This is a genomic window from Parasphingomonas puruogangriensis (genome assembly GCF_036663635.1).
GTDB lineage: Bacteria > Pseudomonadota > Alphaproteobacteria > Sphingomonadales > Sphingomonadaceae > Sphingomonas.
This window is the reverse complement of the sequence record NZ_JAXOJI010000007.1, coordinates 20961-43735: the sequence shown is the minus strand read 5'-3', so window position 1 is coordinate 43735 and position 22775 is coordinate 20961. Positions and strand designations below refer to the sequence as shown.

Sequence of the window (22775 nt, the reverse complement as noted above, 5' to 3'; positions counted from 1 at the left end):
CTGCAGGCGCCCTAGATTAGCGGGACGAACCTGAGGGGCAGGCCGTCGCGCGGCTGCGGGATCGGCCAGGCCTGCCACTGGTCACCCGAGCCCTGGTCCAGCTCAATACGGTAGCGGCTGAGCAGGCCGGCCATCAGCAATTTGATCTGCATCGTCGCGAAATGCAGGCCAAGGCACATATGCGCACCGCCGCCGAATGGCACCCAGGCATATTTATGACGTGCGCGGATCGCTTCCGGGGTGAAGCGCAGCGGATCGAACGTGTCGGGATCGGGCCAATGCTCGGCCATGCGGTGCGTGTGCGCAACGTTGACGCCGACATTGGTGCCCGCGGGGATGTCATAACCGCCAAAGCGGAACGCTTTCAACGCGCGACGCGGTAGCGATGGCACCGGCGGAATGAGCCGCAGCGCTTCCTTGAAGGCATAATCGGTCAGCACGAGGCGATCGAGCTGGCCATGCGGCACCCCGCCGGCCTCGTTAAGACCGAGCGACAGGATTTCTTCCCGCAATTTGTCCTGCCACACGACGTTCCGGCCGAGCAGCATGACCAGGCTGGTCGCCGACGAGGTGATCGTGTCGTGCGCCGCCATCATCAGGAAGTTCATGTGATCGGCGATCGCGGCGTCGGAAAGCGGCTGGCCGTCATCATCGACGGCGCGGCAGAATTGCGAGAAGAAATCCTGCCCCGCGCCGGCGCGACGTTTGGGGATTTCGCGCTCGAACAACGCGATCAGATAGGCGCGCGCCTTGACGCCGCGGCGCATCTTGGTGCCCGGGAGGGGCGCGCGGATCGGATCGATCGAGGCCTGTACTTCGTCGACAAAGGCCTGGTTGATGCGGTCCGCCTCGGGCCCGAGCGGCATGCCGAAAAAGCTGTCGGCCGCGAGATCGAGCGTCAGTTTCTTGATCGCCGAATAGAATTTGATCGGCCTGTTGCCCCAGTCGGCGATCTGGGTGGTGATCCCTGCCCCCATCGCCTCGGCATAATGACGCATCGGTTCGGGCTTGAACGCGACCGACAGCACTTTCCGATCGGCGCGATGCTTGTCAAAATCCATCAGCATCAACCCGCGCGGAAAGAGCAGGTTGAGCATCGGGCCCCAGCCCTGTTCGGACGAAAAGATCTTCTCGCGATCGAACAACACCAGTTCGTTGGCGTCGGGGCCGAGCAATACGATGTTGGGCCCGCCAAAGCTGTTGTTGCGATAGACCGGGCCATAGGTCTCGGCCATGCGCTTGCCAAACCCGACCGGGTCTTTCAGCAAGCGCAGCGTGTTGCCGATAAACGGCAGGCCGTTCTCGCCGGGAATCGCATCGAGCACACCGGCCGGCTGGCGCGGCAGCCAGTGCGGATTGGCCTTGAAGCTATGTGCGAGCGCCATGCTTTCTCTCCCGTTACTTACATCGGTATAAGTAAGCGATCGAGTTGGTGCAATAACGTTGCGCCTGGCGCGCTTTCCCCCGCCATTCCCCGACAGCGGCCGAAGAGTGCATGGCGGTGAACGACGATTACCGCGCGAATTTGCCCTGTAGCGCGAGCATGGCCAGCGCAGCCTTGGCCGCCTCGCCGCCCTTATCCTTGTCGTCCTTCTTGGCCCGCGTCAGCGCCTGCGCTTCATTCTCGGTGGTCAGGATGCCGTTGCCGATCGCCAGGCCATCCATCGACAAGGCCATTAGCCCCCGCGCCGATTCACCGGCGACGATTTCGAAATGATAGGTCTCGCCGCGAATCACCACGCCCAAGGCGACATAGGCGTCATAGCGCCCACTATCTGCTGCCAAAGCGATCGCGCCGGGCACTTCGAGCGCGCCGGGGACGGTGATCGTCTCGTGCGTGTGGCCGGCGGCCTCGATCGCGCTGCGTGCGCCCTCAAGCAGCAGGTCGTTGAGATGATCGTAGAAGCGCGCTTCGACGATGAGTAGTTTTGCCATGTGTAATTCCGAACCTTCGATACCGTCACGCCGGAACAGGTCCGGGGTGACGAGGTGTTTGTACTCCCGTGGCGGCAGTCAGTCGCCGCCGGTGCCCGGAATCGGCTGTTCGCCGACGATTGACAGGCCATACCCTTCGAGCCCGACCAACGTATGGTGCGTGTTGGTGAGCAGGATCATCTCCTCCACGCCCAGTTCGGCGAGAATCTGCGCGCCGACGCCGTAATCGCGCAATTCCTCGACCTCCGGCGCGCCGGCGCCCTTGCCTTCGCCGCGCAGGCGCATGAAGCGCGAGACGCTATCCTTCATCGGGCGGTTGATCACCACGATCACGCCGCTGCCGGCGGTCGCGATCAATTCCATCGCGCCCGACAGCAATCCGGCGCGCTCATTCTGCTCGCCAAACATATCGACGAAATAGGAGGCGGTGTGCATCCGCACCAGCGTCGGCTTGCTCGGATCGATCCAGCCCTTGACCAAAGCGATCGTCTCGTCGCCAGTGGCCTTATTGAAGAAGGTCATGGCCTTCCAATCGCCGCCCCATTTGCTGTCAAAGCTCATTTCCGCACGCTTCTCGACCAGATGGTCGTGGCGGCGGCGATAGGCGATCAGGTCACGGATCGTGCCCATCTTGAGATTATGGATACGGGCGAAAGCGACGAGATCGTCCATACGCGCCATCGTGCCGTCGTCACGCATGATCTCGCAGATCACGCCCGACGGATTGAGACCCGCCAGCCGCGCGACATCGACCGCTGCCTCGGTATGCCCGGCGCGGACCAGCACGCCGCCATCACGCGCGACCAGCGGGAAGACGTGGCCGGGGGTGACGATGTCCTCCTTGCCCTTCGACGCATCGATCGCGACCGAGATGGTGCGCGCGCGATCGGCCGCGGAAATGCCGGTGGTCACGCCGTCGCGCGCCTCGATCGAGGTGGTGAAGGCGGTTTCATGCCGCGTGCCATTGGCCCGGCTCATCAGTTCGAGGCCGAGCGCATCGGTGCGCGCCTTGCTCATCGCCAGGCAGATCAGCCCGCGGCCATGCGTGGCCATGAAGTTGATCGCATCGGGCGTGGCCATTTGGGCCGGAATGATCAGGTCGCCTTCATTCTCGCGATCTTCGTCATCGACCAGGATGAACATGCGCCCGTTGCGCGCCTCGTCGATAATCTCCTCGATCGAGACCAAGGCCGGCGTGTCGTCATTGGCGAAGATGAAGGTCTCGAGTTTGCGCAACGTATCTGCGGTCGGGTTCCAGTCGGGCTGGTCGAGATCGCGCAACGTGTTGGCGTGGAGCCCTGCGGCGCGGGCCAGGCCGGACCGTGACATACCGCCATCGGTAACAAGGGCGCGCAGTTTGCTGATCAATTGTGTGCTCATATCGCCTGATAATCACACTGCAGTGTGATCGTCAAATGAAGAAATCACATCAACTTGGCAAGAAGCTCTTCATGCGGCCGAGATAGCGGGCAAGCACATCGATTTCGATGTTGACCGGATTGCCGGCGGCGAGCGCATCGAAGGTGGTGACGGCGGCTGTGTGCGGGATGATATTGACGCCGATCGTCACCTTTCCGGCGCTGTCGACCACTTCGTTGACGGTCAGCGACACGCCATCGAGCGTGATCGAGCCCTTTTCGGCGACGAACGGCGCGATGTCGGGGCCGGCGGTGATGCGGATACGTTTCGAGCCGCCCTCGTCAGTGATCGACTCGACCGCGCCGATACCGTCGACATGGCCCGTGACGATATGGCCCCCGAGTTCTTCGCCAAGTTTTAATGCGCGTTCGAGATTGAGCCGGCGGCCAGCTGTCCATTGGCCCTGCGCAGTCCGGCTGATCGTCTCACCCGAAACATCGACGGCGAACCAATTGCCATCGGCATCTGCCCCCTTGTCGATCACCGTCAGGCACACGCCCGAGCAGGAGATCGACGCACCGAGGTCGATCGAGTCGGGTGCATACGCGGTGCGGATGATCACGCGCGTATCTTCGACCGTCTCGACCCGCGAGATAGTGCCGATGTCGCTGACGATTCCGGTAAACATGGGTCTAGCTCCTGATCCGCTGGTAAATGTCGAGCCGGTCGCTGCCAAGCCGGCGCGTGTCGTCCAGCGCCCAGCGCCCGTGCGCCGCGGCGAGATCCGTGAGTCCAATATCGGGCAGCGTGCGCCCGCCACCGATCAGGACCGGCGCACGGTATAATAACAGGCGATCGACCAAGTCGGCGCGAAGGAACGCGGCAGCGGTCCGCGCGCCGCCTTCGACCAGCAGGTGGTCGATGCCGGGCAATGCGGCGATGTCTTCGGGGTTAGCGATCATTGTCCACGCCCCACCCCCATCGTCATCCCGGCCTTCTCTGGGCCGACCGGATTTGGAGAGCACAATTCGCCCCGGCGACCGATTCTCTAGGCCCGGCAGGCGCACGTCGAGGGTCGGCACGTCAGCGTTGAGCGTCCCGCGCCCGACCAGGATCGCCTCGTTACGTGCCCGCTCGACATGCGTGTGCGCACGGGCCTCGGGCCCGGTGATCCACTTGCTCGTGCCTGAGGCAATCGCCACCGCGCCATCCAAAGACAGCGCTAGTTTCAGCGTTACTAACGGACGCCCCAAAGACCGTCGCGTCAGAAACCCCGCCATGGAGCGGCGGGCTGCCGCTGCTAGCACACCAGTGGTCACCGTAATGCCCGCTCGCTGTAGTCGCGCTATCCCTGCCCCATCGGTACGCGGATCGGGATCGCCCAGTGCTATCACCACGCGCGCGACCCCGGCTGTGATCAACAGATCCGCACAGGCCCGCCCGCGCGGCGAGACATGCGCGCACGGCTCCAGCGTCACATAGACCGTCGCTCCCCGCGCCGCATCGCCCGCCGCTGCCAACGCCATCGCCTCGGCATGCGGGCGGCCGCCGGGCTGCGTCCAGCCGCGCCCGACCACCCGGCCCGCCGCCACGATCACACACCCGACATTGGGATTGGGCGCCGTGCGCCCGCGACCGCGCTCGGCCAGCGCGAGCGCCGCGGCCATGAAACGAGCCTCGTTCAGATGCCGAACTTCTCGAGCTTGTCGTTGAGCTTCTTGTAATCCTGCTGGATCTTCTTCTGCTTGGCCGCCGCCTCGGCCTTGCGCTTGGCCTCGAGCGGGCCGTCGATCTTCTGCTGCGCGATGATCTGTGCATCGCTGCGATCGGCCGGCCATTGATCGAAATACGTCACTTCGCGGTGATAGACCGGCACTTCGTGGCTATCGATCGTGAACCCGACCAGCAACGCGCCGAACAGCGCGACCGACAGCAACAGGAAACCGAGCTTGTGCGGCCCTTCCTGCGCGAAATAGGCGCGCAGGTCGTTGATCGCGCGAACGATGTTGAAATGGCGGAAGAACTGCATAGTGCCAAGATAAGCGCGCAAGGTGGAAGACGCCAGCCCTGCGCGCTCCCCGCGTCACTCCGCGTCGTTAAGCACGAAACTGACGCTCATTGTCCGCCACGCCTCCTGCGGGACGCCGTCCTTGGTGGCAGGTGTGAAGCGCCACTTGTCCAACGCCTGTTGGCGAGTGGCGTCGAAAAAAGCTTCGCTTGCCGCGCTGACCAGTTCGACCTGTTTGACCCGCCCGTCCACGCCGATCAGCACGCGCACCGTAACCCGGCCCTCGCGTTCGGCGCGCCGCTCGCCCGGCGGATAGGCCGGCTGGAACGCCCTGGCGAAGCGTGCATCTGGGCGTGCGCCGACCAGCACGGGAACATGCGGCGCGACATAGGGTGGCTCGATCGTGCCGGTGCCACCGGTCACGCCGCCATCCACGCCGGGAGGGCCGGGTTCGTAGAAATTGCCGCTATTGGTCGGGGCGATGGGATCGCTGACCGTCGGTCGTTCGCGCGGCGGGGGATCAACCACGCGCGGGTCGCTGCGTATCTTGGTCTCAATTTTGGGCTTGGGGTCGGGTAGCGGCAGGGGATCGACCGGCAGCGGAATCAGCTTGGCGGTAAAGGTCTTGTCGATCGATTGGACGATATTGGGCGCTGAAAAAATCAGCGCAGCGATGATCGCCCCGTTCAATCCAATCGCGATGGTGAGCGCGCCGGGCTTGATCCCGGACTTGCCGTAACGATCCGCGTACATTGGCCGTCTCCCGTATCTCCTCGAGTGCTGGGGCCGGTCTGGCGCCGGCTTGATGCTGCGATGATACATCATCACTTAGCGCTGGCAAGATACTTTGTTGCATGCCCGCCCACCTGCAGCTATTCTTGGCCAAACGTCTGGACGAACGCGTCGGGGATGCGTCCGAGTGGCGAACGCGCCGCTAGATCGCCTCGAGTCGCGCAACCGCCCGCTCACGCCCGATCAGCGGCAGCAACGCCACCATGTCGGGCCCGTGATCGCGACCGGTCAGTGCACGTCGCAAGGGCAGAAACAACGCCTTGCCGCTACGCCCGCTCGACACTTTCAACGCGGACGTCAGCGCATGCCAGGGATCGCTGGCCCAATCGAGCGTGTCCGCGACTCGCGCTGCCTCCGCAAGAAAGTCATGGTCGGCCGTGTCGCCAACCACCGCGATATGGCCGTCAATCACTGCCCACCAGCCCGCCGCTTCGCCGACGGTGGTCAAATTCGGCCGCACGGCTTCCCATTCCGGCCGGCCCATGCCTGCCGGCAGTCGCTGAGCGACCGCGTCATAGTCCAGGTTGTGCACGATCTTAGCGTTGAGCGCGGCCAGTTCGGCCTCGTCGAACCGCGCCGGCGCGCGCCCGAAGCGCGCAAAATCCATGCTCTCCGTCAGCACGGCCATATCGCGGATCGGCTCGACCGGATCGCTGGTGCCGATCCGCGCCAGCAACGCGCGCACCGCTTCCGGCTCGATCCCGGCCTCGCGAAACGCGGCGACGCCGAGCGAGCCCAGCCGCTTTGATAGCTTGCCCTCGCTGCCGACCAGCAACGCGACATGCGCGAAGGCCGGCGCGCGCACGCCCATCGCCGCGAACATCTGCAATTGCAGCGCGGTGTTGGAGACATGATCCTCGCCGCGCACGACATGCGTGATGCCCATTTCGGCATCGTCGATCGCCGATGGCAACATATAGAGCCATGACCCATCGGCGCGGCGGATGACAGGATCGCTCATCGTCGCAGCATCGAATTTCTGCTGTCCGCGGATCAGATCGTCCCATTCGATCGGCGTGTCGTGATCGAGCTTGAAGCGCCAGTGCGGCCTCATGCCATCCGCCTCTAACGCCGCCCGATCCGCGTCGCTCAAGGCCAATGCCGCGCGGTCATAGACCGGCGGCAGGCCGCGTCCGGCAGCAATCTTGCGCTTGAGATCCAGCTCCTGCGCCGTCTCATAGGCCGGATAGGCCCGACCGGCGGCATGCAAGTCGGCCAGCCGCGCTTCGTAGCGATCGAACCGGGCCGACTGGCGCTCTTCACCGTCGGGCACCAGCCCCAGCCAGGCGAGATCGGCGCGGATCGACTCGACATATTTTTCTTCGCTGCGCTCGGCGTCGGTATCGTCGATGCGCAGCCAGAACTGGCCATCATTCTTCTTCGCCCATAGCCAGTTATGCAAGGCAGCGCGGATATTGCCGACATGGAGCTGGCCCGTGGGGGATGGGGCGAAACGGGTGCGGATAGTCATGGCCATGCTCTAGGCAGCGCGCCGAGGCCCGGCAATGCCCCCTTTACGCTCCGCGATTCGCGCCTAAAGGATCGCGGGCAGATTGCAGGGAGATCGCAACCATGAAACTTCTAACCGGCAATGCGAACCTGCCGCTCGCGCGCGATGTCGCGCGCTATCTCGAGCTCGAGCTGACCAAGGCCAGCGTGCGTCGCTTCGCCGACGAGGAGATCTTCGTCGAAATACAGGAGAATGTCCGCGGCGAAGACGTCTTCGTGCTGCAATCGACCGGCTATCCGGCGAATGACAATCTGATGGAATTGCTGATCATGATCGATGCGCTGAAACGCGCCTCGGCCAAGCGCATCACCGCCGTCATCCCCTATTTCGGCTATGCCCGGCAGGATCGCAAACCGGGCCCGCGCACGCCGATCTCGGCCAAGTTGGTCGCCAATATGATCACCGTCGCCGGCGCCGACCGCGTGCTCTCGGTCGATCTGCACGCCGGGCAGATCCAGGGCTTTTTCGATATCCCGACCGACAATCTCTACGGCGCGCCGGTCATGTCGGCGGACATCCTGACCCGCTTCGGCGACCGCAACCTGATGGTCGTATCGCCCGACGTCGGCGGCGTGGTGCGCGCCCGCGCGCTGGCCAAGCGGCTCGACAATGCCCCGCTGGCGATCGTCGACAAGCGCCGCGAACGTGCCGGAGAGTCCGAGGTGATGAACATTATCGGCGAGGTCGAGGGGCGCTTCTGCATCCTGATCGACGATATCGTGGATTCGGCGGGCACATTGTGCAACGCCGCCGCGGCGCTCAAGGAAGCCGGCGCTGTGGGCGTGGTGGCTTATTGCACGCACGGCGTATTGTCCGGCGGGGCGGTGGCGCGCGTGGAAGGCTCAGCGCTGGAGGAATTGGTCATCACCGATTCGATCGGCAGCCACGAAGTGATCAAGGACGCCAAGCGCATCCGCCACCTAACCATCGCACCATTGCTCGCCGAGGCGATCCGCCGCATCGCCGACGAAAGCTCGGTCTCCTCGCTGTTCGACTAATGCCGAGCGAGCCGTTCCACCGCTTGTTCTTCGCGGTGCGGCCGCCGGCAGGCGTGATCCCGGAAATCGCCAAACAGCGCGATTCCTTCGGACAGAAGGCGGGCCTAGTCCCGGACGAGCAGTTGCACCTGACGACCTGGCTGTTCGAGGATAGCCAGGACTTCCTGGCAGAAACGGCCGACCGTGCGCAGGCCGCAATTGCGTCGATGCCACTGCGCCGTTTCCATGTCGTGTTCGATCGAGCGCTGGGCAGGAAAAGCCATGTCATGCTGCTGCCGACCGATCCCCTTTGTGAGTTCGAGTCGATCCAGCGGCAGCTAGATCTGGCGTTACGGGCGGCCGGTTTGCGCCCGCGGGCGGATTGGCGTTTCCACCCGCACATGACGTTGCTGCACGGCCGGCAGAAGCTCGACCAAGCAATCTTGCCGATCGGCTGGGAAGTGGACGAGCTGTTGCTGCTCGACAGCGTGGTCGGCGCCTGTCGGCACGACGTCATCGCGCGCTGGCCGCTCGCGCCGAACGCCTGACGGGCGACTATTCGAGCGGCGCCCGCGCCGTCTCCGGCAGCGCGTCGGGCAAGGCGCGCGGCTCGGCGCGATAGCCAAGCGTTGCCGTACCCCGCACCGGCCCAGCAACGTCCGACACCAAATAGAGCGGCCGGCGCTTCGATTCGACGTATAGCCGCCCGAGATATTCGCCGATCATTCCGAGCACGAACATCTGCACCGCGCCGAGGAACACAGTGACCAACATGGTCGAGGTCCAACCCTGCACCGCGCTGCCCGAGAGCCACCCGATCGCAATATAGACGAACAACAGCAGCGACACGCCGGTCAATGCCAGCCCGGCATGGCTGGCGAAACGCAGCGGCGCAGTCGAGAAGCCGGTTACTGCGTCGAACGCCAGGCGCACCATCTTGCCGAGAGGGTAATTGGTCTCCCCCGCGTGCCGCTCGGCGCGATCATAAGCGAACGGCACCTGGCGAAAGCCGATCCATGCGACCATCCCGCGGATGAACCGCGCCTGTTCCGGCAGCGACAAAAAGGCGTCCAGCGCCCGCCGGCTCATCAGCCGGAAGTCGCCGGTATCGAGCGGGATCGGCGTGTCGGTCAGCCGATCGAGCATACGGTAGAAGATGGCCGCGGTGAGCTTCTTGAACACCGTCTCGCCCTCGCGCTTGCGGCGCACGGCATAGACCACGTCGGCGTCCTGCGCGGCCATCGTCGCACGCATCTCGCCGAGCAGTTCGGGCGGATCCTGCAGATCGGCGTCGATGATCAGGATCTGCGCGCCCGCGCATAAATCGAGACCGGCGGTCAACGCCAGCTGATGGCCATGATTGCGCGACAGATTGATCGCTACCAGCCGCGGATCGGCGGCCGCGAGGCGCTGCATTGCCGGCCAACTCTCGTCCTTCGATCCATCATTGATCATGACGATCTCGTAATCGTCCCCCACCGCCGCCCGCGCCGCATTTGAAATACGCGTGTGCAGCAAATCGAGGCAAGCGGCCTCATTGTAACAAGGGACGACGACGGACAGCGCGGGACGGTTCATGCCCCCGCCATATCGTGCGGCGGCAGTCACGTCACGTCTTGACCGCGATTCGCGCGCGCTCCTCGACCAACCGCTCTAGGATCGTCAGCGGCACCGCCCCGTCACGCAGCACCTCGTGGAACTGCTTCACGTCATATTTGTCACCCATGATTTTCCGGGCGTTGTCGCGCGCGCGCAGCCAGCTAATATGGCCGAGCTTGTAGCTGCACGCCTGGCCCGGCATCGTGCAGTAACGCTCGATCTCACGCTGTGATCGTCCACGGGCAAAGCCGACCGTGGCGACGAAATAATCCGTCGCCTGCTCGCGCGTCCAGCGCTTGGTGTGGATCCCAGTATCGGCCACCAGCCGCGCCGCGCGAAACAGGAAGCTTTGCAGATACCCGGCGCGCTCGATCGGCCCGGCATAGCCGCCCAGTTCGTCGGCCAGTTGTTCGGCGTAGAGCGCCCAGCCTTCGACATAGGCGCCGAAGAAGCTGAATTTGCGCAGCAGCGGCGTCTTCAACGCAGCGACCAGGCTGAGCTGCAAATGATGCCCGGGCACGCCTTCGTGATAGGTCAGCGACGGCAAGGTATATTTTGGCCAGTCGCCAACGCTCTTGAGGTTGATCCAGTAGATCGCCGGACGCGAGCCATCGAGCGCGGCGAGATTGTAATAGCCGTTCGACGCGCCATCCTGGATCTCGGTCGGTACAGCGCGGATTTCCAGCGGCGCGTTGGGCGGATCGATGAACATCTGCGGCAGTTTCGCCTGCATCGCTGCGACGCCCTGATTGAGCCCGGCGATCAGTTCGGCCCGACCCGCCGCGCTGTCGGCATAAAGCTGCGCCGGCTGCTTGTTGAGCGCGGTCAGCCGTTCGCCGACGCTGCCCTGAGTCAGGCCCTGGCTCTTGAGGATCGTATCGAGTTGCGCGGTGAGTTGGGCGACCTGTTCGAGCCCGATCTTATGCACCTCGTCGGGCGTGAAATCGGTCGTCGTCGCGGCGGCCAGCGCGGCGGCGTAGATTTCCTCTCCCTGCGGCAGCCGCCACAGCCCGGCCTTGTCGCTTGCCGTGGTGCGCAATTGCTTGATCAAAGAAATCTGGCGGTCGAGCGCGGGATAGACCTTGGCCGAGACAATCTCGCTCGCGCGCTTGGCCCAGTCGCCCTTGATGCCCAAAGCCGCCGTGCGCGAGGCGACCGAGGTGACCAGGCCGCTCTCGGCCGGCGCCGCGCTGCGCAACGCCGCCATCTGCCCAAGTGCGAGATCGAGCGAGAAATCGGGCGCCAGGATGCCGCGCGCGGCTTCGCTGCGCTGCACCTTGCTATCCTGGTCGAGCGCAGTGGCGAAAGCGCCCAGCCGCGACAGATACGCCTCGGCGTCCGCTGCAGTCTTGATCGTGTGCTGCGAATTGAGGAAATCAGGCAAGTCGAAATAGGCGCCCTGCTGCTGTGTAATCGTATAGGGGCGCACCGCCGATCCGAGGCCAAACTTTTCCGGCCCGACCGTACCGCTGTTCAGCGAATAAAGCACCACTTCGCGGTTGAGCTTGCCAGCGTGCGACAGCGTCTCGGGCTTGATGCTTTCGATCCGCGCGATCGACTTCTTGGTTCGCGCCAGGTCGGCAGTGCGGGCCTTGATCGAGCGATCGTCAAGCCGCGATTTGAGTGGTGCGAGCGCGCCCTTGTCGAGCCCGAGACCGGTCGCGCCCTCCGGCGATTCAAGCAGTCCCTCGTCGAAAATGTTGACGAACAGCGCATCGAGCGCGGCATCGCCCGCCGTGGCGGTGGCGGCCAGCGCGCGCGCGGGCAACAGCGACAGGGCAGTGGCGGCGGTAGTTGACGCAAGGAAGCTACGACGATCCACAGGGAAGCCTTTCGAACGGGTGTAGAGTCAACCTAACACACCGGCTCGGCCGGGCAAGTTCAAACCCGCTCGACCCCGTTCACCGCATCGGCGGCGCGCAGCGCCGCGATCACCCGTGCGAGATGCTGCACGTCATGGACCTCGACATCGATCGTGTTGGTGTGGAAGCCGTCGTCACGATTATCGAGCCGCAGGTTGACGATATTGGCCTTTTGCGCGCCGATGATCGTCGCGATCGTGCCCAATGCGCCCGGCTCGTTCTTGACCTCGACCGAGATGCGCCCGGTCGCGCCCTCGGTCTTCTCGCCCCACGACAGGTCGACCCAATCGGCATCGTCCGCTGCGGCAAGCACCGGGCAGTCGATCGTATGCACTTCGATTCCCGCATCTGGGCGGCGCAGCCCGACGATACGGTCGCCCGGCACCGGATGGCAGCATTCGGCGAGGTCGAACGCCACCCCCGGGGTCAGCCCGCGAATCGAGATTGCGCTGGATTGCGGCGGCATGTCGCGCAGCGCCTCGGCCCCGGCCGAGCCTGGCATGAGCGCCTCCATAACCTGCGCATCGGTAATCTGCCGCCGCGCGATCGCTTTCATCAGCCCCGCTTCATCGGCGATCTTGAGCCGCTTGAGCGCCGCTTTCTGCGCATCCGCCGCCATCGTCGCGGGCAGGCGGCTGACGATCTCGTCATAGATTTTGCGCCCCAGCGCCTGGGTCTCGTCGCGTTCCTTCTGGCGCAGATGCCGGCGGATCGCCGCCAGCGCCTTGCCGGTGATGGCGAAATTCAGCCAGGCCGGCTGCGGCTCCTGCGCCTTGGACCGCAGGATCTGCACCTGGTCGCCATTGTCGATGCCGGTGCGCAATTGCACCACACGGCCGTTGATCTTGGCGCCGACCGCCTGGTCGCCGAGATCGGTGTGCACGGCATAAGCGAAATCGATCGGTGTCGCGCCCTTGGGCAGCTGGATCAGCTCACCCTTCGGCGTGAAGGCGAAGATACGATCGGCATACATCGCCATCTTGGTATGTTCGAGCAGCTCTTCCGGGCTCTCCGCCGTGTCGAGGATCTCGACCAGGTCGCGGATCCAGCTGACCTGCGTCTCAGGTTTGACCTTGTCCTGCTTGTACGCCCAATGCGCCGCGAGCCCCATTTCGGCCTCTTCGTGCATGCTTTCGGTGCGGATCTGGATTTCGACGCGGGTATTGTCGGCATGCATCACCGTGGTGTGCAGCGAGCGATAACCGTTGCGCTTGGGCGTCGAGATATAATCCTTGAACCGCCCGGGCACCATCGGCCAGCGGCGGTGGATATGCCCCAGCGCGGCGTAGCAATCCTCCTCGGTCGGCACGATGGCGCGGAACGCCATGATGTCGCTAAGCTGTTCGAAGCTGATGTGCCGCTCGGCCATCTTCTTCCAGATGCTGTACGGGTGCTTCTCGCGCCCCGATATGTCGGCATCGACGCCGTGGCGCGACAGCAATAGCTTCAGCCCCGAGCCGATCTTGGCGATGCGGTCCCCGCCCCCGCCGGTCTTCAGCTGCTCCAGCCGGCGCGTGATCGATTCATACGCCTCCGGTTCGAGTTGCGCGAAGGCGAGCGTCTGCATCTCCTTCATGAACTCGTACATCCCGATCCGCTCGGCCAGCGGCGCGTAGATATCCATCGTTTCCTTGGCGATGCGGCGGCGCTTCTCCGGCTTGGCGATGTGATGCAGCGTACGCATATTGTGCAGCCGATCGGCCAATTTCACCAGCAGCACGCGGATATCGCCCGACATGGCGAGCAGGAACTTGCGCAGATTCTCCGCCGCGCGCTCGTTTTCGGTCTGCGCCTCGATCCGGGAAAGCTTGGTCACGCCATCGACCAATCGCGCAACATTGGCGCCGAACGTGTGCTCGATCTGCTCGATAGTAGCGACGGTATCCTCGACCGTGTCGTGCAGGATCGCCGTGGCGATCGTCTCGTCGTCGAGATGCAGCTCGGTCAGGATGCCGGCCACCTCGATCGGATGACTGAAATAGGGGTCGCCCGATGCGCGCTTCTGCGAGCCATGTGCGTTGACCGAAAAGACATAGGCGCGGTTGAGCAACGCCTCATTGGCGTCGGGATCGTAGCTCAGGACCCGATCGACAAGTTCATATTGCCGCAGCACGCGACCCAAATGGGGCCGCGTGCTGTTGCTTTGCAACACAATGTTGTGGTTATTTTGCGCGTGCGTTGCACTTAGCGAGTGCGGCTTCGTCGAACGCCGCGCCATTGGCGCTGAACGTGCTCACCGTACCGATGCGCTTGACCACCTGTTCGCACACGATCGCATCGCGCGACGTCGCCTTCGGTGCGCTGCACACGCCGCCATCGCACTTCCACATCATGCTGCCCGCGATCAGGCTTGGCTTGGCCGGCGCGGCAACCGGCGTGGCGCTGTAATAACCGGCGCCCGCAGCGGAGGCGAACAGGCTGGAAGCGGCGAATGCGGTGACAAAAGCAATCGAACGGGTCATGGGGAGGTCCTCCTGATGTTGCGCAGCACAATAGGTTGCTAATGAATACCTACTACGCGAATAAATCAGTTGCAACTGGAAACTGATAAGTCATTGCTTCGCCATTCGTATTTGAGATAGGTTGCGTGGATTATGGGTGGAAAATTACGCGAGCCCTTGCGCGATCTGGCCGAGTGCAGCCTGCCGGCGGCGCTCGAGGCGATGGGTGAGCGCTGGTCGTTCCTGATCCTGCGTGCGGCGTTCAACGGCCTGCACCATTTCGAGGAATATCAATCCGAACTGGGCATCGCGCGCAATATCCTGGCCAATCGCCTTTCGCGTCTGGTCGGGCACGGCATCCTTAAGCGCGATGCACTGCCGGAGGATCGTCGCAAGATCGAATATCGCCTGACCGAAAAGGGCGAGGCATTGCTACCAACCATGCTCGCACTTCGGCAATGGGGAGAGCGTTGGGAAACCGGCATGCCTTCAACGCCCGTCTTGGTCGATAATCGTGATGGGCGGGCGATCCAGCCGATCCGGGTCCATGCCTGGGATGGCCGGCCCTTGAGCAAGAGCGAACTGCATTGGGCGCTGCCCGAGGACGTAGTACGGGATCGGCCCGCCGAAGCGGCCGAATAGCCGCCGCGCTGGCGATCCGAGGCGCCCGTCAGCACCGGGATCACCCTGCCGCTGCTTCCTCGGGTATGCGGGACGGCACCGAAAGCCCGCAGGTGCGGCAAATACAGCGAATAGGATGACGATGCGCAGTTTCTTCGACGCCCGACAATTGGCACATGCCCCGGCTAAGGAATTGCACAATGGCGATTTCATCGCTTATTCGGAGACACCCGCTCGGGCCACGGCGATCCTGGCCGCCTTGCCCGATATCGAGTGCCCGAGCGATCACGGCATCGCACCGATCCTTGCGATCCACGATGCCGGCTATGTCGATTTCCTTCAGACAGCGCCGGCACGTTGGGCTACCGCCGGCCGACCTGGCAGCGTGATGGGCTATATCTGGCCGATCGCGCGCCGCCGTCCGCTCGACCTGACGCGGATCGATGCGCTAGCCGGCTATTACAGCCTCGATGCGTCCACCCCGCTCACCGCCGATACCTGGGACGCGGCATATTGGAGCGCACAGAGCGTGCTTGCTGCGACCGATGCCGTGTTGGGCGGTGACCTCGCCGCGTTCGCCTTGTGCCGCCCACCGGGGCACCACGCCGGTGCCGACTATCTCGGCGGCTATTGCCATCTCAACACCGCGGCGATCGCCGCGCAACATGCGCGCGATGCGGGCTGCAAGCGTGTCGCAATCCTCGATATCGACTATCACCACGGCAACGGTACGCAGGATATCTTCTGGCAGCGCGGCGACGTGTTTTTCGCCAGCCTGCACGCCGATCCGGCGACCGATTACCCTTTTTACTGGGGCCATGCCGACGAAACCGGCGCGGGCGACGGCGCGGGCGCCACGCTCAACCTGCCTTTGCCGCAAGGCTCGACGCTGGCCGCGTTCCGCGCCGCGCAGGGTCAAGCACTGGATGCGATCGCGCGGTTCGCTCCCGACATGCTGGTACTGAGTTTCGGCGCGGACACTTGGGACGGCGATCCCATTTCGAGCTTCGCGCTCGCCACCACAGACTACGAAGTGCTGGCCGCCGATATTGCCGCGCGCGGCTGGCCGACGGTGATCGCTATGGAGGGTGGCTATGCCGTCACCGCGCTCGCCGCCAATGTCGCCAGCCTGCTCGCCGGCTTTGCACGCTGATCAAGTCTTCCGCCGCCTAGCGCCCACCCGGGAGAGGCAGGGACTTACTTCTTGGGTGGTGCTTCGCCTGCGGCGGGTTCAGGATAGTCTTCGGGAGTAACCGTCGACTGGTTTTTCACCGCCTGTTGATCCTCGACCGGGCGCGGTGCGCCGTCAGTCTCGAACGCACCGGCGGGCTTGTTGGGTTGGTCTGGCATGCTCGTCTCCTCTGCCGCTACAACGTGAGAGCGGGCAACGAGTTGCTTCAGACACTCGACCCGAAGAGCAGCGGCCGCAACGGGAGGCGGATACCGGCGCCGCGCAGCGAGGTCTCCGCCATGCCGCATAACTGGGATAAAACCGAAAGGGCGGCGCGATCCAATCGCGCCGCCCCGTCATGTTCTAGCGTCAAAGCCAAAGCGTATGGCCTTAGAGCTTTTCGGTCAGCTCCGGGACGATCTTGAACAGGTCGCCGACCAGGCCGAGGTCCGCGACCTGGAAGATCGGCGCATCTTCGTCCTTGTTGATGGCGATGATCGTCTTCGAATCCTTCATCCCCGCCAGATGCTGGATCGCGCCGGAAATGCCGATCGCGACATATACTTCAGGCGCGACGATCTTGCCCGTTTGGCCGACCTGATAGTCGTTCGGCGCATAACCGGCGTCCACCGCCGCGCGACTGGCGCCGACGCCGGCACCCAGCTTGTCCGCCAGCGGATCGATCAGCGCGTGGAACTGCTCGCCCGAGCCGAGCGCACGGCCGCCCGAGACGATGATCTTGGCGCTGGTCAGTTCTGGCCGTTCGGACTTGGCAATCTCGCTGCCGACATAGGTCGAGACACCGGCATCGCCGGTCGTGGCAACCGCCTCAATCGTGCCCGAACCACCCTCGGTCGCCGCTTTTTCGAACGCCGTGCCGCGCACGGTGATGACCTTCTTGGCGTCCTTGGTCTGCACCGTAGCGATTGCGTTGCCGGCATAGATCGGCCGGGTGAACGTATCTTCCGACTCGACCGACAGGATGTCGGAGATCTGCATCACGTCGAGCAAGGCAGCGACGCGCGGTGCGATGTTCTTGCCGCCCGAGGTGGCGGGAAACAGCACGGCATCGTGATGGCCCATCAGCTCGACGATCAGCGGCGCGACATTCTCCGCCAGCGCATGTGCATAGGCAGCGTCGTCGGCAACATGGACCTTGCCCACGCCGGCGATCTTGGCGGCTTCGGCCGCGACGGCGTCCACGCCTTGGCCAGCGACGATCAGATGCACTTCGCCGAGCTGCGAAGCGGCAGTAACCACAGCGAGCGTGGCATCCTTGACGGTGGCGCCGTCATGTTCGACCCAGACGAGCGTCTTCATTTGGTCACTCCCATTGCCTTGAGTTTGCCGACGAGTTCATCGACATCGGCGACCTTGACGCCGGCCGAGCGCTTGGCCGGCTCGACCACTTTCAGCGTGGTCAGGCGCGGGGCGATATCAACGCCGTAATCGGCCGCCGTCTTCTGCGCCATCGGCTTGGACTTGGCCTTCATGATGTTGGGCAGCGACGCGTAGCGCGGTTCGTTGAGCCGCAGATCGACGGTAATGATCGCCGGCAACTTGAGCGTTTCGGTTTCGGCGCCGCCATCCACTTCGCGCGTCACGGTGACGCTGTCGGTGGTCAGTTCGACCTTAGAGGCGAACGTCGCTTGGCCGACGCCGAGCAGGCCGGCGAGCATCTGGCCGGTCTGGTTGTTGTCATCGTCGATCGCCTGCTTGCCGAGGATCACCAGATCGGGCTTTTCCTCGTCGACGATCGCCTTGAGCAATTTGGCCACGCCGAGCGGCTCGACCTTCTCTTCCGAGACGATCAGGATCGCGCGATCCGCGCCCATCGCGAGCGCGGTGCGCAGCGTTTCCTGGCTCTTTTGCTCGCCGATCGAGACGACGACAATTTCCGTCACTCCCTTGTCCTTGAGGCGGATCGCTTCTTCGACCGCGATCTCGTCGAACGGGTTCATGCTCATCTTGACGTTCGCCAGATCGACGCCCGTCCCATCCGCTTTCACGCGGGGCTTCACGTTGTAATCAAGCACGCGCTTGACCGGCACTATGACTTTCATCTGCATTCCACTCCTAAGGTTGTTCCGCTTCCCGGGGAGGCGCGGTCCAATACTCTAGTCGTTCAATTCGAGCCGGCGCTCGATGCGATCGAGCCGCAGGCTGATCGCATTCAGAGACTGCTGCGCTTCGGTGGCGGCCACGACAGGCACCCCAGACTGAGCAATCGAGGACGGTCCGCCCTTCAAGGTTGAAAGACGGACCATATCCCCATCCATCACCCGATCCATGCGATCGAACGTTGCCTGAATGCGGTTGAGATAGCCCAGAATCAATTGCTCGACATTCTCGGTCATCCAGCACCCATAGCAGAATTTACGCCGCCTTCTGCACCTCCGCGACGATCTTGCGCGCCGCATCGCCCAGATCGTTGGCAGGAACGATCGCCAGGCCCGAATTGGAGAGGATGCGCTTGCCCTCTTCCACGTTGGTGCCTTCCAGCCGAACCACCAACGGCACCGAAAGGTTCACTTCCTTGGCCGCTGCGACAATGCCATCGGCAATGATGTCGCACTTCATAATGCCGCCAAAGATGTTGACCAGGATGCCCTTCACGGCAGGATCGCTGAGAATGATCTTGAACGCCGCCGTGACCTTCTCGGTCGTCGCGCCGCCGCCGACGTCGAGGAAGTTGGCCGGGAACATGCCGTTGAGCTTGATGATGTCCATCGTCGCCATGGCCAGACCCGCGCCATTGACCATGCAGCCGATATCGCCATCCAGCTTGATGTAAGCGAGGTCGTACTTCGAGGCTTCCAGCTCGGCCGGATCTTCCTCGGTCTCATCGCGGAGTTCCATCAGATCCTTGTGGCGGAACATGGCATTGCCATCGAACGCCACCTTGGCATCGAGCACGAGCAACTGGCCGGTCTTGGTCACGGCCAGCGGGTTGATTTCGATCTGCTCGGCATCGGTGCCGATGAACGCGTCATACAACTTCGAAGCGGTGCTCGATGCCTGCTTGGCGAGATCGCCGTCCAGGCCTAGCGCGTTGGCGACGGCGCGACCGTGATGCGGCATGAAGCCGGTCGCGGGATCGATGTCGAACGTCTGGATCTTCTCCGGCGTGTCATGCGCGACGGTTTCGATATCCATGCCGCCTTCGGTCGAGACGACCATCGACACCCGGCCGGTGGCGCGGTTGACGAGCAAGGCGAGGTAGAATTCCTTGTCGATATCGGCACCGTCGGTGACGTATAGGCGATTGACTTGCTTGCCGGCATCGCCGGTCTGAATCGTCACCAGCGTGTTGCCGAGCATGTCGGTCGCCGCCGCGCGGACTTCTTCTTCGCTCCAGGCGAGACGCACGCCGCCCTTGGCTTCCGGCGGCAGTTCGACGAACTTGCCCTTGCCGCGGCCGCCGGCATGGATCTGCGATTTGACGACATAGAGCGGCCCGGGCAGCTTCTTCGATGCTTCGACGGCTTCTTCGACGGTCAGCGCGGCATAGCCTGCGGGAACCGGAACGCCGTATTTCGCCAGCACTTCCTTGGCCTGATATTCATGAATGTTCATGGGGCGCGCGCCTTTTCAGTGGAATGGGTTTGCAGCGGCCTAAAGCACAGCCGGCCAAGTGAATCCACCCTTCGCTAACCGGGCAGCCCGATCGCGCAGGTCGCAGCGGCAGTGGCGGTGACCGAGACGATCTGCGGATCGTGCAGGTCGCGGATACGGCGGAGCAGGTGTTTCACCCCCTTCTTCTCCGCTTTGCCAAGCGCGGACAGGCGGCGCAGCTGCGCGATCGACAGGTTATCGACCAGCTGATCGGCCATGCATTCGGCCACGTCGTGCGACAGTCCGGCCTTGATCAGCGCGTCGCGCGTCCGCGACTCGGGCGAGGCGCAGGCAGTGAGCGCCAGCGGCAGCAGGACCGCCGGGCGCCACGGAGAAATCCGGAAAAACACTGCTTCACCTCGCAACCAGGGGACACCGCCGCTATATCGCTCCCATGAATTGGGCAACCGGACTCCTGCTGTTCCTCGCCACCGTCATCGCGATGGAGGGCTTCGCCTATGTGGCGCACCGCTGGGTGATGCATGGCTGGGGCTGGTTCCTGCACGAAAGCCATCATCGCCCCCGGCATGGCAATTGGGAGCTTAACGATCTGTACGCGGCGATCTTCGCGGTGCCGTCGTTCGTGCTGCTGCTCGGCGGCGTGCAGCTCGGCTGGTGGCCGGGCTGTGCCTGGATCGGCGCCGGGATCGCCGCTTATGGCGCGATCTATTTCGGCTTTCACGACGTGATCGTGCACAAACGGCTCAACCACCGCTACCTGCCCAAATCCACCTATATGAAGCGCATCATCCAGGCGCACCGGCTGCACCATGTGGTCGAGACCAAGCATGGCACGGTCAGCTTCGGCTTCCTGTGGGCGCCCAAACCTGAAAATCTCAAGGCCGAACTGAAGCGCCGCGACCGCGCCGGCGTGCGCGCGCCCACTCGCGCCGATTCGCCCGTCGATTGAACGAAGGCGCGTTATTCTTCGCGCTGGCGGTGCCAGCGGTGATCCTGCTTGGCTTGGCCAAGGGCGGCTTTGCCGGGATGGGCGCCTTGTCACTGCCGATGCTGGCGCTGGCCATCTCGCCGGTGCGCGCGGCGGCGATCCTGCTACCGATCCTGATCGTGCAGGACGTGGTCGGCGTATGGGCGTTCCGCAAAAGCTGGGACCGCTACGTGCTGGCCTGGACATTGCCCGGCGCGGCGATCGGCATCGCGCTTGGTTATTGGTTCGCCGCCGAGGTTTCGCCGGATGCGGTGCTTGGCTTGGTCGGCGCGATCTCGCTCGTGTTCGGCGGCTACCGCCTATGGCGCGAGCGCGGCCATGCCGTCGCGGCGGCGGCCAATGCGCCCGGCTGGGTCGGCGCGCTCTGTGGCGTCGCGTCCGGCTTCACCAGCCAGGTCGCGCATGCCGGGCAGCCGCCGTTCCAGCTCTGGGTGCTGCCGCGCCGCCTGCCGCGCGACGTGCTGGTCGGCACCACGGCGATCTTCTTCGCCGCGGTAAACTGGATCAAAGTGCCGGCCTATTGGGCGCTGGGGCAGTTCGACCGGGCCAATCTGGTCGCCGCGGGCCTGCTCATGCCGGTGGCGATCCTCTCGACGCTGGCTGGTGTCTGGCTGGTCCGCCGCATCGCGCCGGAGCGCTTCTATACGGCGATCTATGTCCTGATGATGCTCGTCGGTGGCAAGCTGATCTGGGATGCAGCATTCTAAAGGTTAGGCCGTAGTGGCCCTGATCAGCGCCTCGGCGCCGCCAGCGTGATGATCGACACGCCGGGGGACATCGGGACGCGGCCGACCATGTGCCGCTCGAGCCGGAAGATCTTCTCGAACAGCGCGTTGACCGGGCCCGGCGGCGGCGAATCGTCGCTGTCGTCCCGCCCCGTCATCCTCCCGAGCAGCCGCGCAGCGGCAGCGAGCGGGAACAATAGCGAGTTGAAATAGCCGAGCTTGCGCGGTTCGAGCCCCGCCTGGCGGATCGCCGCCGCCAGGCTCTTCTTGGAATAGCGGCGGTGATGGTGGTTGACCACGTCATGCGCGCTCCACAGCCATTGATGCGCGGGCACGGTGATCAGGATCTTGCCGCCAGGCTTGAGGCAGGTCGCCATCGCTTCGAGCGCCGCGACATCGTCCTCGATATGCTCGACCACGTCGAGCACCGCGATCAGGTCATAGGCGCCCCGCTCCACGCCCGGCAGGATCGGCAGCGGTGCGTCGCTGATGTCGCGGCCCAGCCGCAGCGCGGCGATATCGCGCGCGGCGGGATCGATCTCGATCGCGTCGACCGCGCCGAAACTCGCCAGCATGGGCAGATTATGCCCCGTGCCGCAGCCGATTTCGAGGATCCGCGCCTGCGGCGGCAGATCGCCCTCCCGGGTCAGATAGTCGGCCAGGATGTCGCGCCGGGCACGATACCACCAATGCGTCGAATCATGCGCCGCCATGCGGTCGTAGACAATACGGTCCATTATCCGAAAACCCATTGGCGGTTGAGGGCGAAGGTCGCGATTGGCGTGATCAGCACGACAGGGATCAGCGGCACCCAATTAGGCTGATGCAATATACCGGTCAGCACCCAGGTGAAGCCCGCATTGAGCAGCAGGCCGAAGCCCTGCACAGCGATGAATTTCAGATGCTGCCGCCCGCTCGTGTCACGCGTGCCATGGCCCTTGAAGCTCCACGCGCTGTGCAGGAAAAAGCCGGCCGTCACGGCCACCGCAAAGGCGAACGGCACGGCATAGACGGCGTGGTTGGGCGCGAAGACGTGCGCCGACATCGGCAGATAGACTGCCGAATAAATGAGCGTCGAGATCAACCCGGCAATGCCGAAGCGGACCAATTGGCCGAGCATCCCGCTCGCGCGCATGCTGTCTATCTGTCTGATGATCGCGGTCACGTGCGCCTTGCCCTTTACGCGCGTCGCACTAGAGCGCGGGGGCTGG

Annotated in this window: 26 protein-coding genes; 6 read left to right on the top strand and 20 right to left on the bottom strand. The window is 64.0% G+C overall.

The window, feature by feature from the left end; translation table 11 throughout:
* Nucleotides 1-11: 11 nt before the first annotated feature.
* The 8 genes from U1739_RS15975 to gltX all read right to left on the bottom strand — a co-directional run bounded on the left by U1739_RS15975 (nt 12) and on the right by gltX (nt 7565).
* Entirely contained in the window at nt 12-1385 is a 1374-nt protein-coding gene (locus tag U1739_RS15975) for a cytochrome P450 (RefSeq protein ID WP_332709574.1), read from the bottom strand.
* 127 nt (nt 1386-1512) lie between these two features.
* Nucleotides 1513-1935 (bottom strand): 6,7-dimethyl-8-ribityllumazine synthase, encoded by a 423-nt coding sequence (gene ribH / locus U1739_RS15970; RefSeq protein ID WP_332709573.1) that lies wholly within the window; start codon nt 1933-1935, stop codon nt 1513-1515.
* Between the two features lie 78 nt (nt 1936-2013).
* The gene (ribB, locus tag U1739_RS15965; RefSeq protein WP_332709572.1) at nt 2014-3315 is read right to left on the bottom strand and encodes a 3,4-dihydroxy-2-butanone-4-phosphate synthase; all 1302 of its coding nucleotides are present in this window, start codon (nt 3313-3315) and stop codon (nt 2014-2016) included.
* A 49-nt stretch (nt 3316-3364) separates the two neighbouring features.
* Complete coding sequence (locus tag U1739_RS15960) at nt 3365-3982, bottom strand: riboflavin synthase (RefSeq protein ID WP_332709571.1); 618 nt, start codon at nt 3980-3982, stop codon at nt 3365-3367.
* Nucleotides 3983-3986: 4 nt separating this feature from the next.
* On the bottom strand, nt 3987-4961 hold the full coding sequence (ribD, locus tag U1739_RS15955) for a bifunctional diaminohydroxyphosphoribosylaminopyrimidine deaminase/5-amino-6-(5-phosphoribosylamino)uracil reductase RibD (protein ID WP_332709570.1): 975 nt from the start codon (nt 4959-4961) through the stop codon (nt 3987-3989).
* A gap of 14 nt (nt 4962-4975) precedes the next feature.
* Nucleotides 4976-5344: a hypothetical protein gene (locus U1739_RS15950; RefSeq protein WP_332709569.1), complete on the bottom strand. Its 369-nt coding sequence runs from the start codon at nt 5342-5344 to the stop codon at nt 4976-4978.
* 33 nt (nt 5345-5377) lie between these two features.
* Nucleotides 5378-6055, bottom strand: coding sequence for an energy transducer TonB (locus tag U1739_RS15945; RefSeq protein WP_332709568.1), 678 nt, complete (start codon nt 6053-6055; stop codon nt 5378-5380).
* A 181-nt stretch (nt 6056-6236) separates the two neighbouring features.
* Complete coding sequence (gltX, locus tag U1739_RS15940; RefSeq protein ID WP_332709567.1) at nt 6237-7565, bottom strand: glutamate--tRNA ligase; 1329 nt, start codon at nt 7563-7565, stop codon at nt 6237-6239.
* Nucleotides 7566-7666: 101 nt separating this feature from the next.
* On the opposite strand from gltX, the gene U1739_RS15935 reads away from it, so the two are divergent.
* Both U1739_RS15935 and U1739_RS15930 read left to right on the top strand, forming a co-directional pair.
* The gene (locus tag U1739_RS15935; protein ID WP_332709566.1) at nt 7667-8602 is read left to right on the top strand and encodes a ribose-phosphate pyrophosphokinase; all 936 of its coding nucleotides are present in this window, start codon (nt 7667-7669) and stop codon (nt 8600-8602) included.
* A gap of 23 nt (nt 8603-8625) precedes the next feature.
* A complete protein-coding gene (locus tag U1739_RS15930) occupies nt 8626-9129 on the top strand; it encodes a 2'-5' RNA ligase family protein (RefSeq protein ID WP_332709565.1) in 504 nt (167 codons plus the stop codon).
* 7 nt (nt 9130-9136) lie between these two features.
* Here the strand turns inward: U1739_RS15930 and U1739_RS15925 are convergent, their stop codons facing one another.
* From U1739_RS15925 to U1739_RS15910, 4 genes are read right to left on the bottom strand one after another with little or no spacing between them, the layout of a single operon-like run.
* On the bottom strand, nt 9137-10159 hold the full coding sequence (locus U1739_RS15925) for a glycosyltransferase family 2 protein (RefSeq protein ID WP_332709564.1): 1023 nt from the start codon (nt 10157-10159) through the stop codon (nt 9137-9139).
* A 31-nt stretch (nt 10160-10190) separates the two neighbouring features.
* Entirely contained in the window at nt 10191-12002 is a 1812-nt protein-coding gene (locus U1739_RS15920; RefSeq protein ID WP_332709563.1) for a DUF885 domain-containing protein, read from the bottom strand.
* Nucleotides 12003-12061: 59 nt separating this feature from the next.
* Complete coding sequence (locus U1739_RS15915) at nt 12062-14155, bottom strand: RelA/SpoT family protein (RefSeq protein WP_332709782.1); 2094 nt, start codon at nt 14153-14155, stop codon at nt 12062-12064.
* Nucleotides 14156-14204: 49 nt separating this feature from the next.
* On the bottom strand, nt 14205-14504 hold the full coding sequence (locus U1739_RS15910; protein WP_332709562.1) for a CC_3452 family protein: 300 nt from the start codon (nt 14502-14504) through the stop codon (nt 14205-14207).
* Between the two features lie 132 nt (nt 14505-14636).
* Here U1739_RS15910 and U1739_RS15905 point away from each other — a divergent pair, with 132 nt between their 5' ends.
* Entirely contained in the window at nt 14637-15125 is a 489-nt protein-coding gene (locus U1739_RS15905; RefSeq protein ID WP_332709561.1) for a winged helix-turn-helix transcriptional regulator, read from the top strand.
* A gap of 121 nt (nt 15126-15246) precedes the next feature.
* Nucleotides 15247-16257, top strand: coding sequence for a histone deacetylase family protein (locus U1739_RS15900; protein ID WP_332709781.1), 1011 nt, complete (start codon nt 15247-15249; stop codon nt 16255-16257).
* A gap of 44 nt (nt 16258-16301) precedes the next feature.
* Here U1739_RS15900 and U1739_RS15895 read toward each other — a convergent pair whose 3' ends face one another.
* The 6 genes from U1739_RS15895 to U1739_RS15870 form a co-directional block, all read right to left on the bottom strand.
* Entirely contained in the window at nt 16302-16454 is a 153-nt protein-coding gene (locus U1739_RS15895) for a hypothetical protein (protein WP_332709560.1), read from the bottom strand.
* A 211-nt stretch (nt 16455-16665) separates the two neighbouring features.
* Nucleotides 16666-17595 (bottom strand): electron transfer flavoprotein subunit alpha/FixB family protein, encoded by a 930-nt coding sequence (locus U1739_RS15890; RefSeq protein WP_332709559.1) that lies wholly within the window; start codon nt 17593-17595, stop codon nt 16666-16668.
* On the bottom strand, nt 17592-18338 hold the full coding sequence (locus tag U1739_RS15885; RefSeq protein WP_332709558.1) for an electron transfer flavoprotein subunit beta/FixA family protein: 747 nt from the start codon (nt 18336-18338) through the stop codon (nt 17592-17594). Before U1739_RS15885 ends, U1739_RS15890 begins: the two co-directional genes overlap by 4 nt.
* A 54-nt stretch (nt 18339-18392) precedes the next feature.
* The gene (locus U1739_RS15880; protein WP_332709557.1) at nt 18393-18632 is read right to left on the bottom strand and encodes a hypothetical protein; all 240 of its coding nucleotides are present in this window, start codon (nt 18630-18632) and stop codon (nt 18393-18395) included.
* 19 nt (nt 18633-18651) lie between these two features.
* The gene (gene sucC, locus U1739_RS15875) at nt 18652-19851 is read right to left on the bottom strand and encodes an ADP-forming succinate--CoA ligase subunit beta (RefSeq protein ID WP_332709556.1); all 1200 of its coding nucleotides are present in this window, start codon (nt 19849-19851) and stop codon (nt 18652-18654) included.
* Nucleotides 19852-19925: 74 nt separating this feature from the next.
* The gene (locus tag U1739_RS15870) at nt 19926-20240 is read right to left on the bottom strand and encodes a hypothetical protein (RefSeq protein ID WP_332709555.1); all 315 of its coding nucleotides are present in this window, start codon (nt 20238-20240) and stop codon (nt 19926-19928) included.
* Between the two features lie 44 nt (nt 20241-20284).
* Between U1739_RS15870 and U1739_RS15865 the strand changes: the two genes are divergently transcribed.
* Nucleotides 20285-20800 carry a sterol desaturase family protein gene (locus U1739_RS15865; protein ID WP_332709554.1) on the top strand — a complete coding sequence of 172 codons (516 nt, stop codon included), beginning with the start codon at nt 20285-20287 and terminating at the stop codon, nt 20798-20800.
* Nucleotides 20797-21546 carry a sulfite exporter TauE/SafE family protein gene (locus U1739_RS15860; RefSeq protein ID WP_332709553.1) on the top strand — a complete coding sequence of 250 codons (750 nt, stop codon included), beginning with the start codon at nt 20797-20799 and terminating at the stop codon, nt 21544-21546. The genes U1739_RS15865 and U1739_RS15860 overlap by 4 nt, the downstream gene beginning before the upstream one ends.
* Nucleotides 21547-21569: 23 nt before the next feature.
* On the opposite strand, the gene U1739_RS15855 is transcribed toward U1739_RS15860, so the two are convergent.
* Nucleotides 21570-22301, bottom strand: coding sequence for a class I SAM-dependent methyltransferase (locus U1739_RS15855; RefSeq protein WP_332709552.1), 732 nt, complete (start codon nt 22299-22301; stop codon nt 21570-21572).
* Nucleotides 22301-22684 (bottom strand): GtrA family protein, encoded by a 384-nt coding sequence (locus U1739_RS15850; protein ID WP_332709780.1) that lies wholly within the window; start codon nt 22682-22684, stop codon nt 22301-22303. Before U1739_RS15850 ends, U1739_RS15855 begins: the two co-directional genes overlap by 1 nt.
* Nucleotides 22685-22775: the final 91 nt, after the last annotated feature.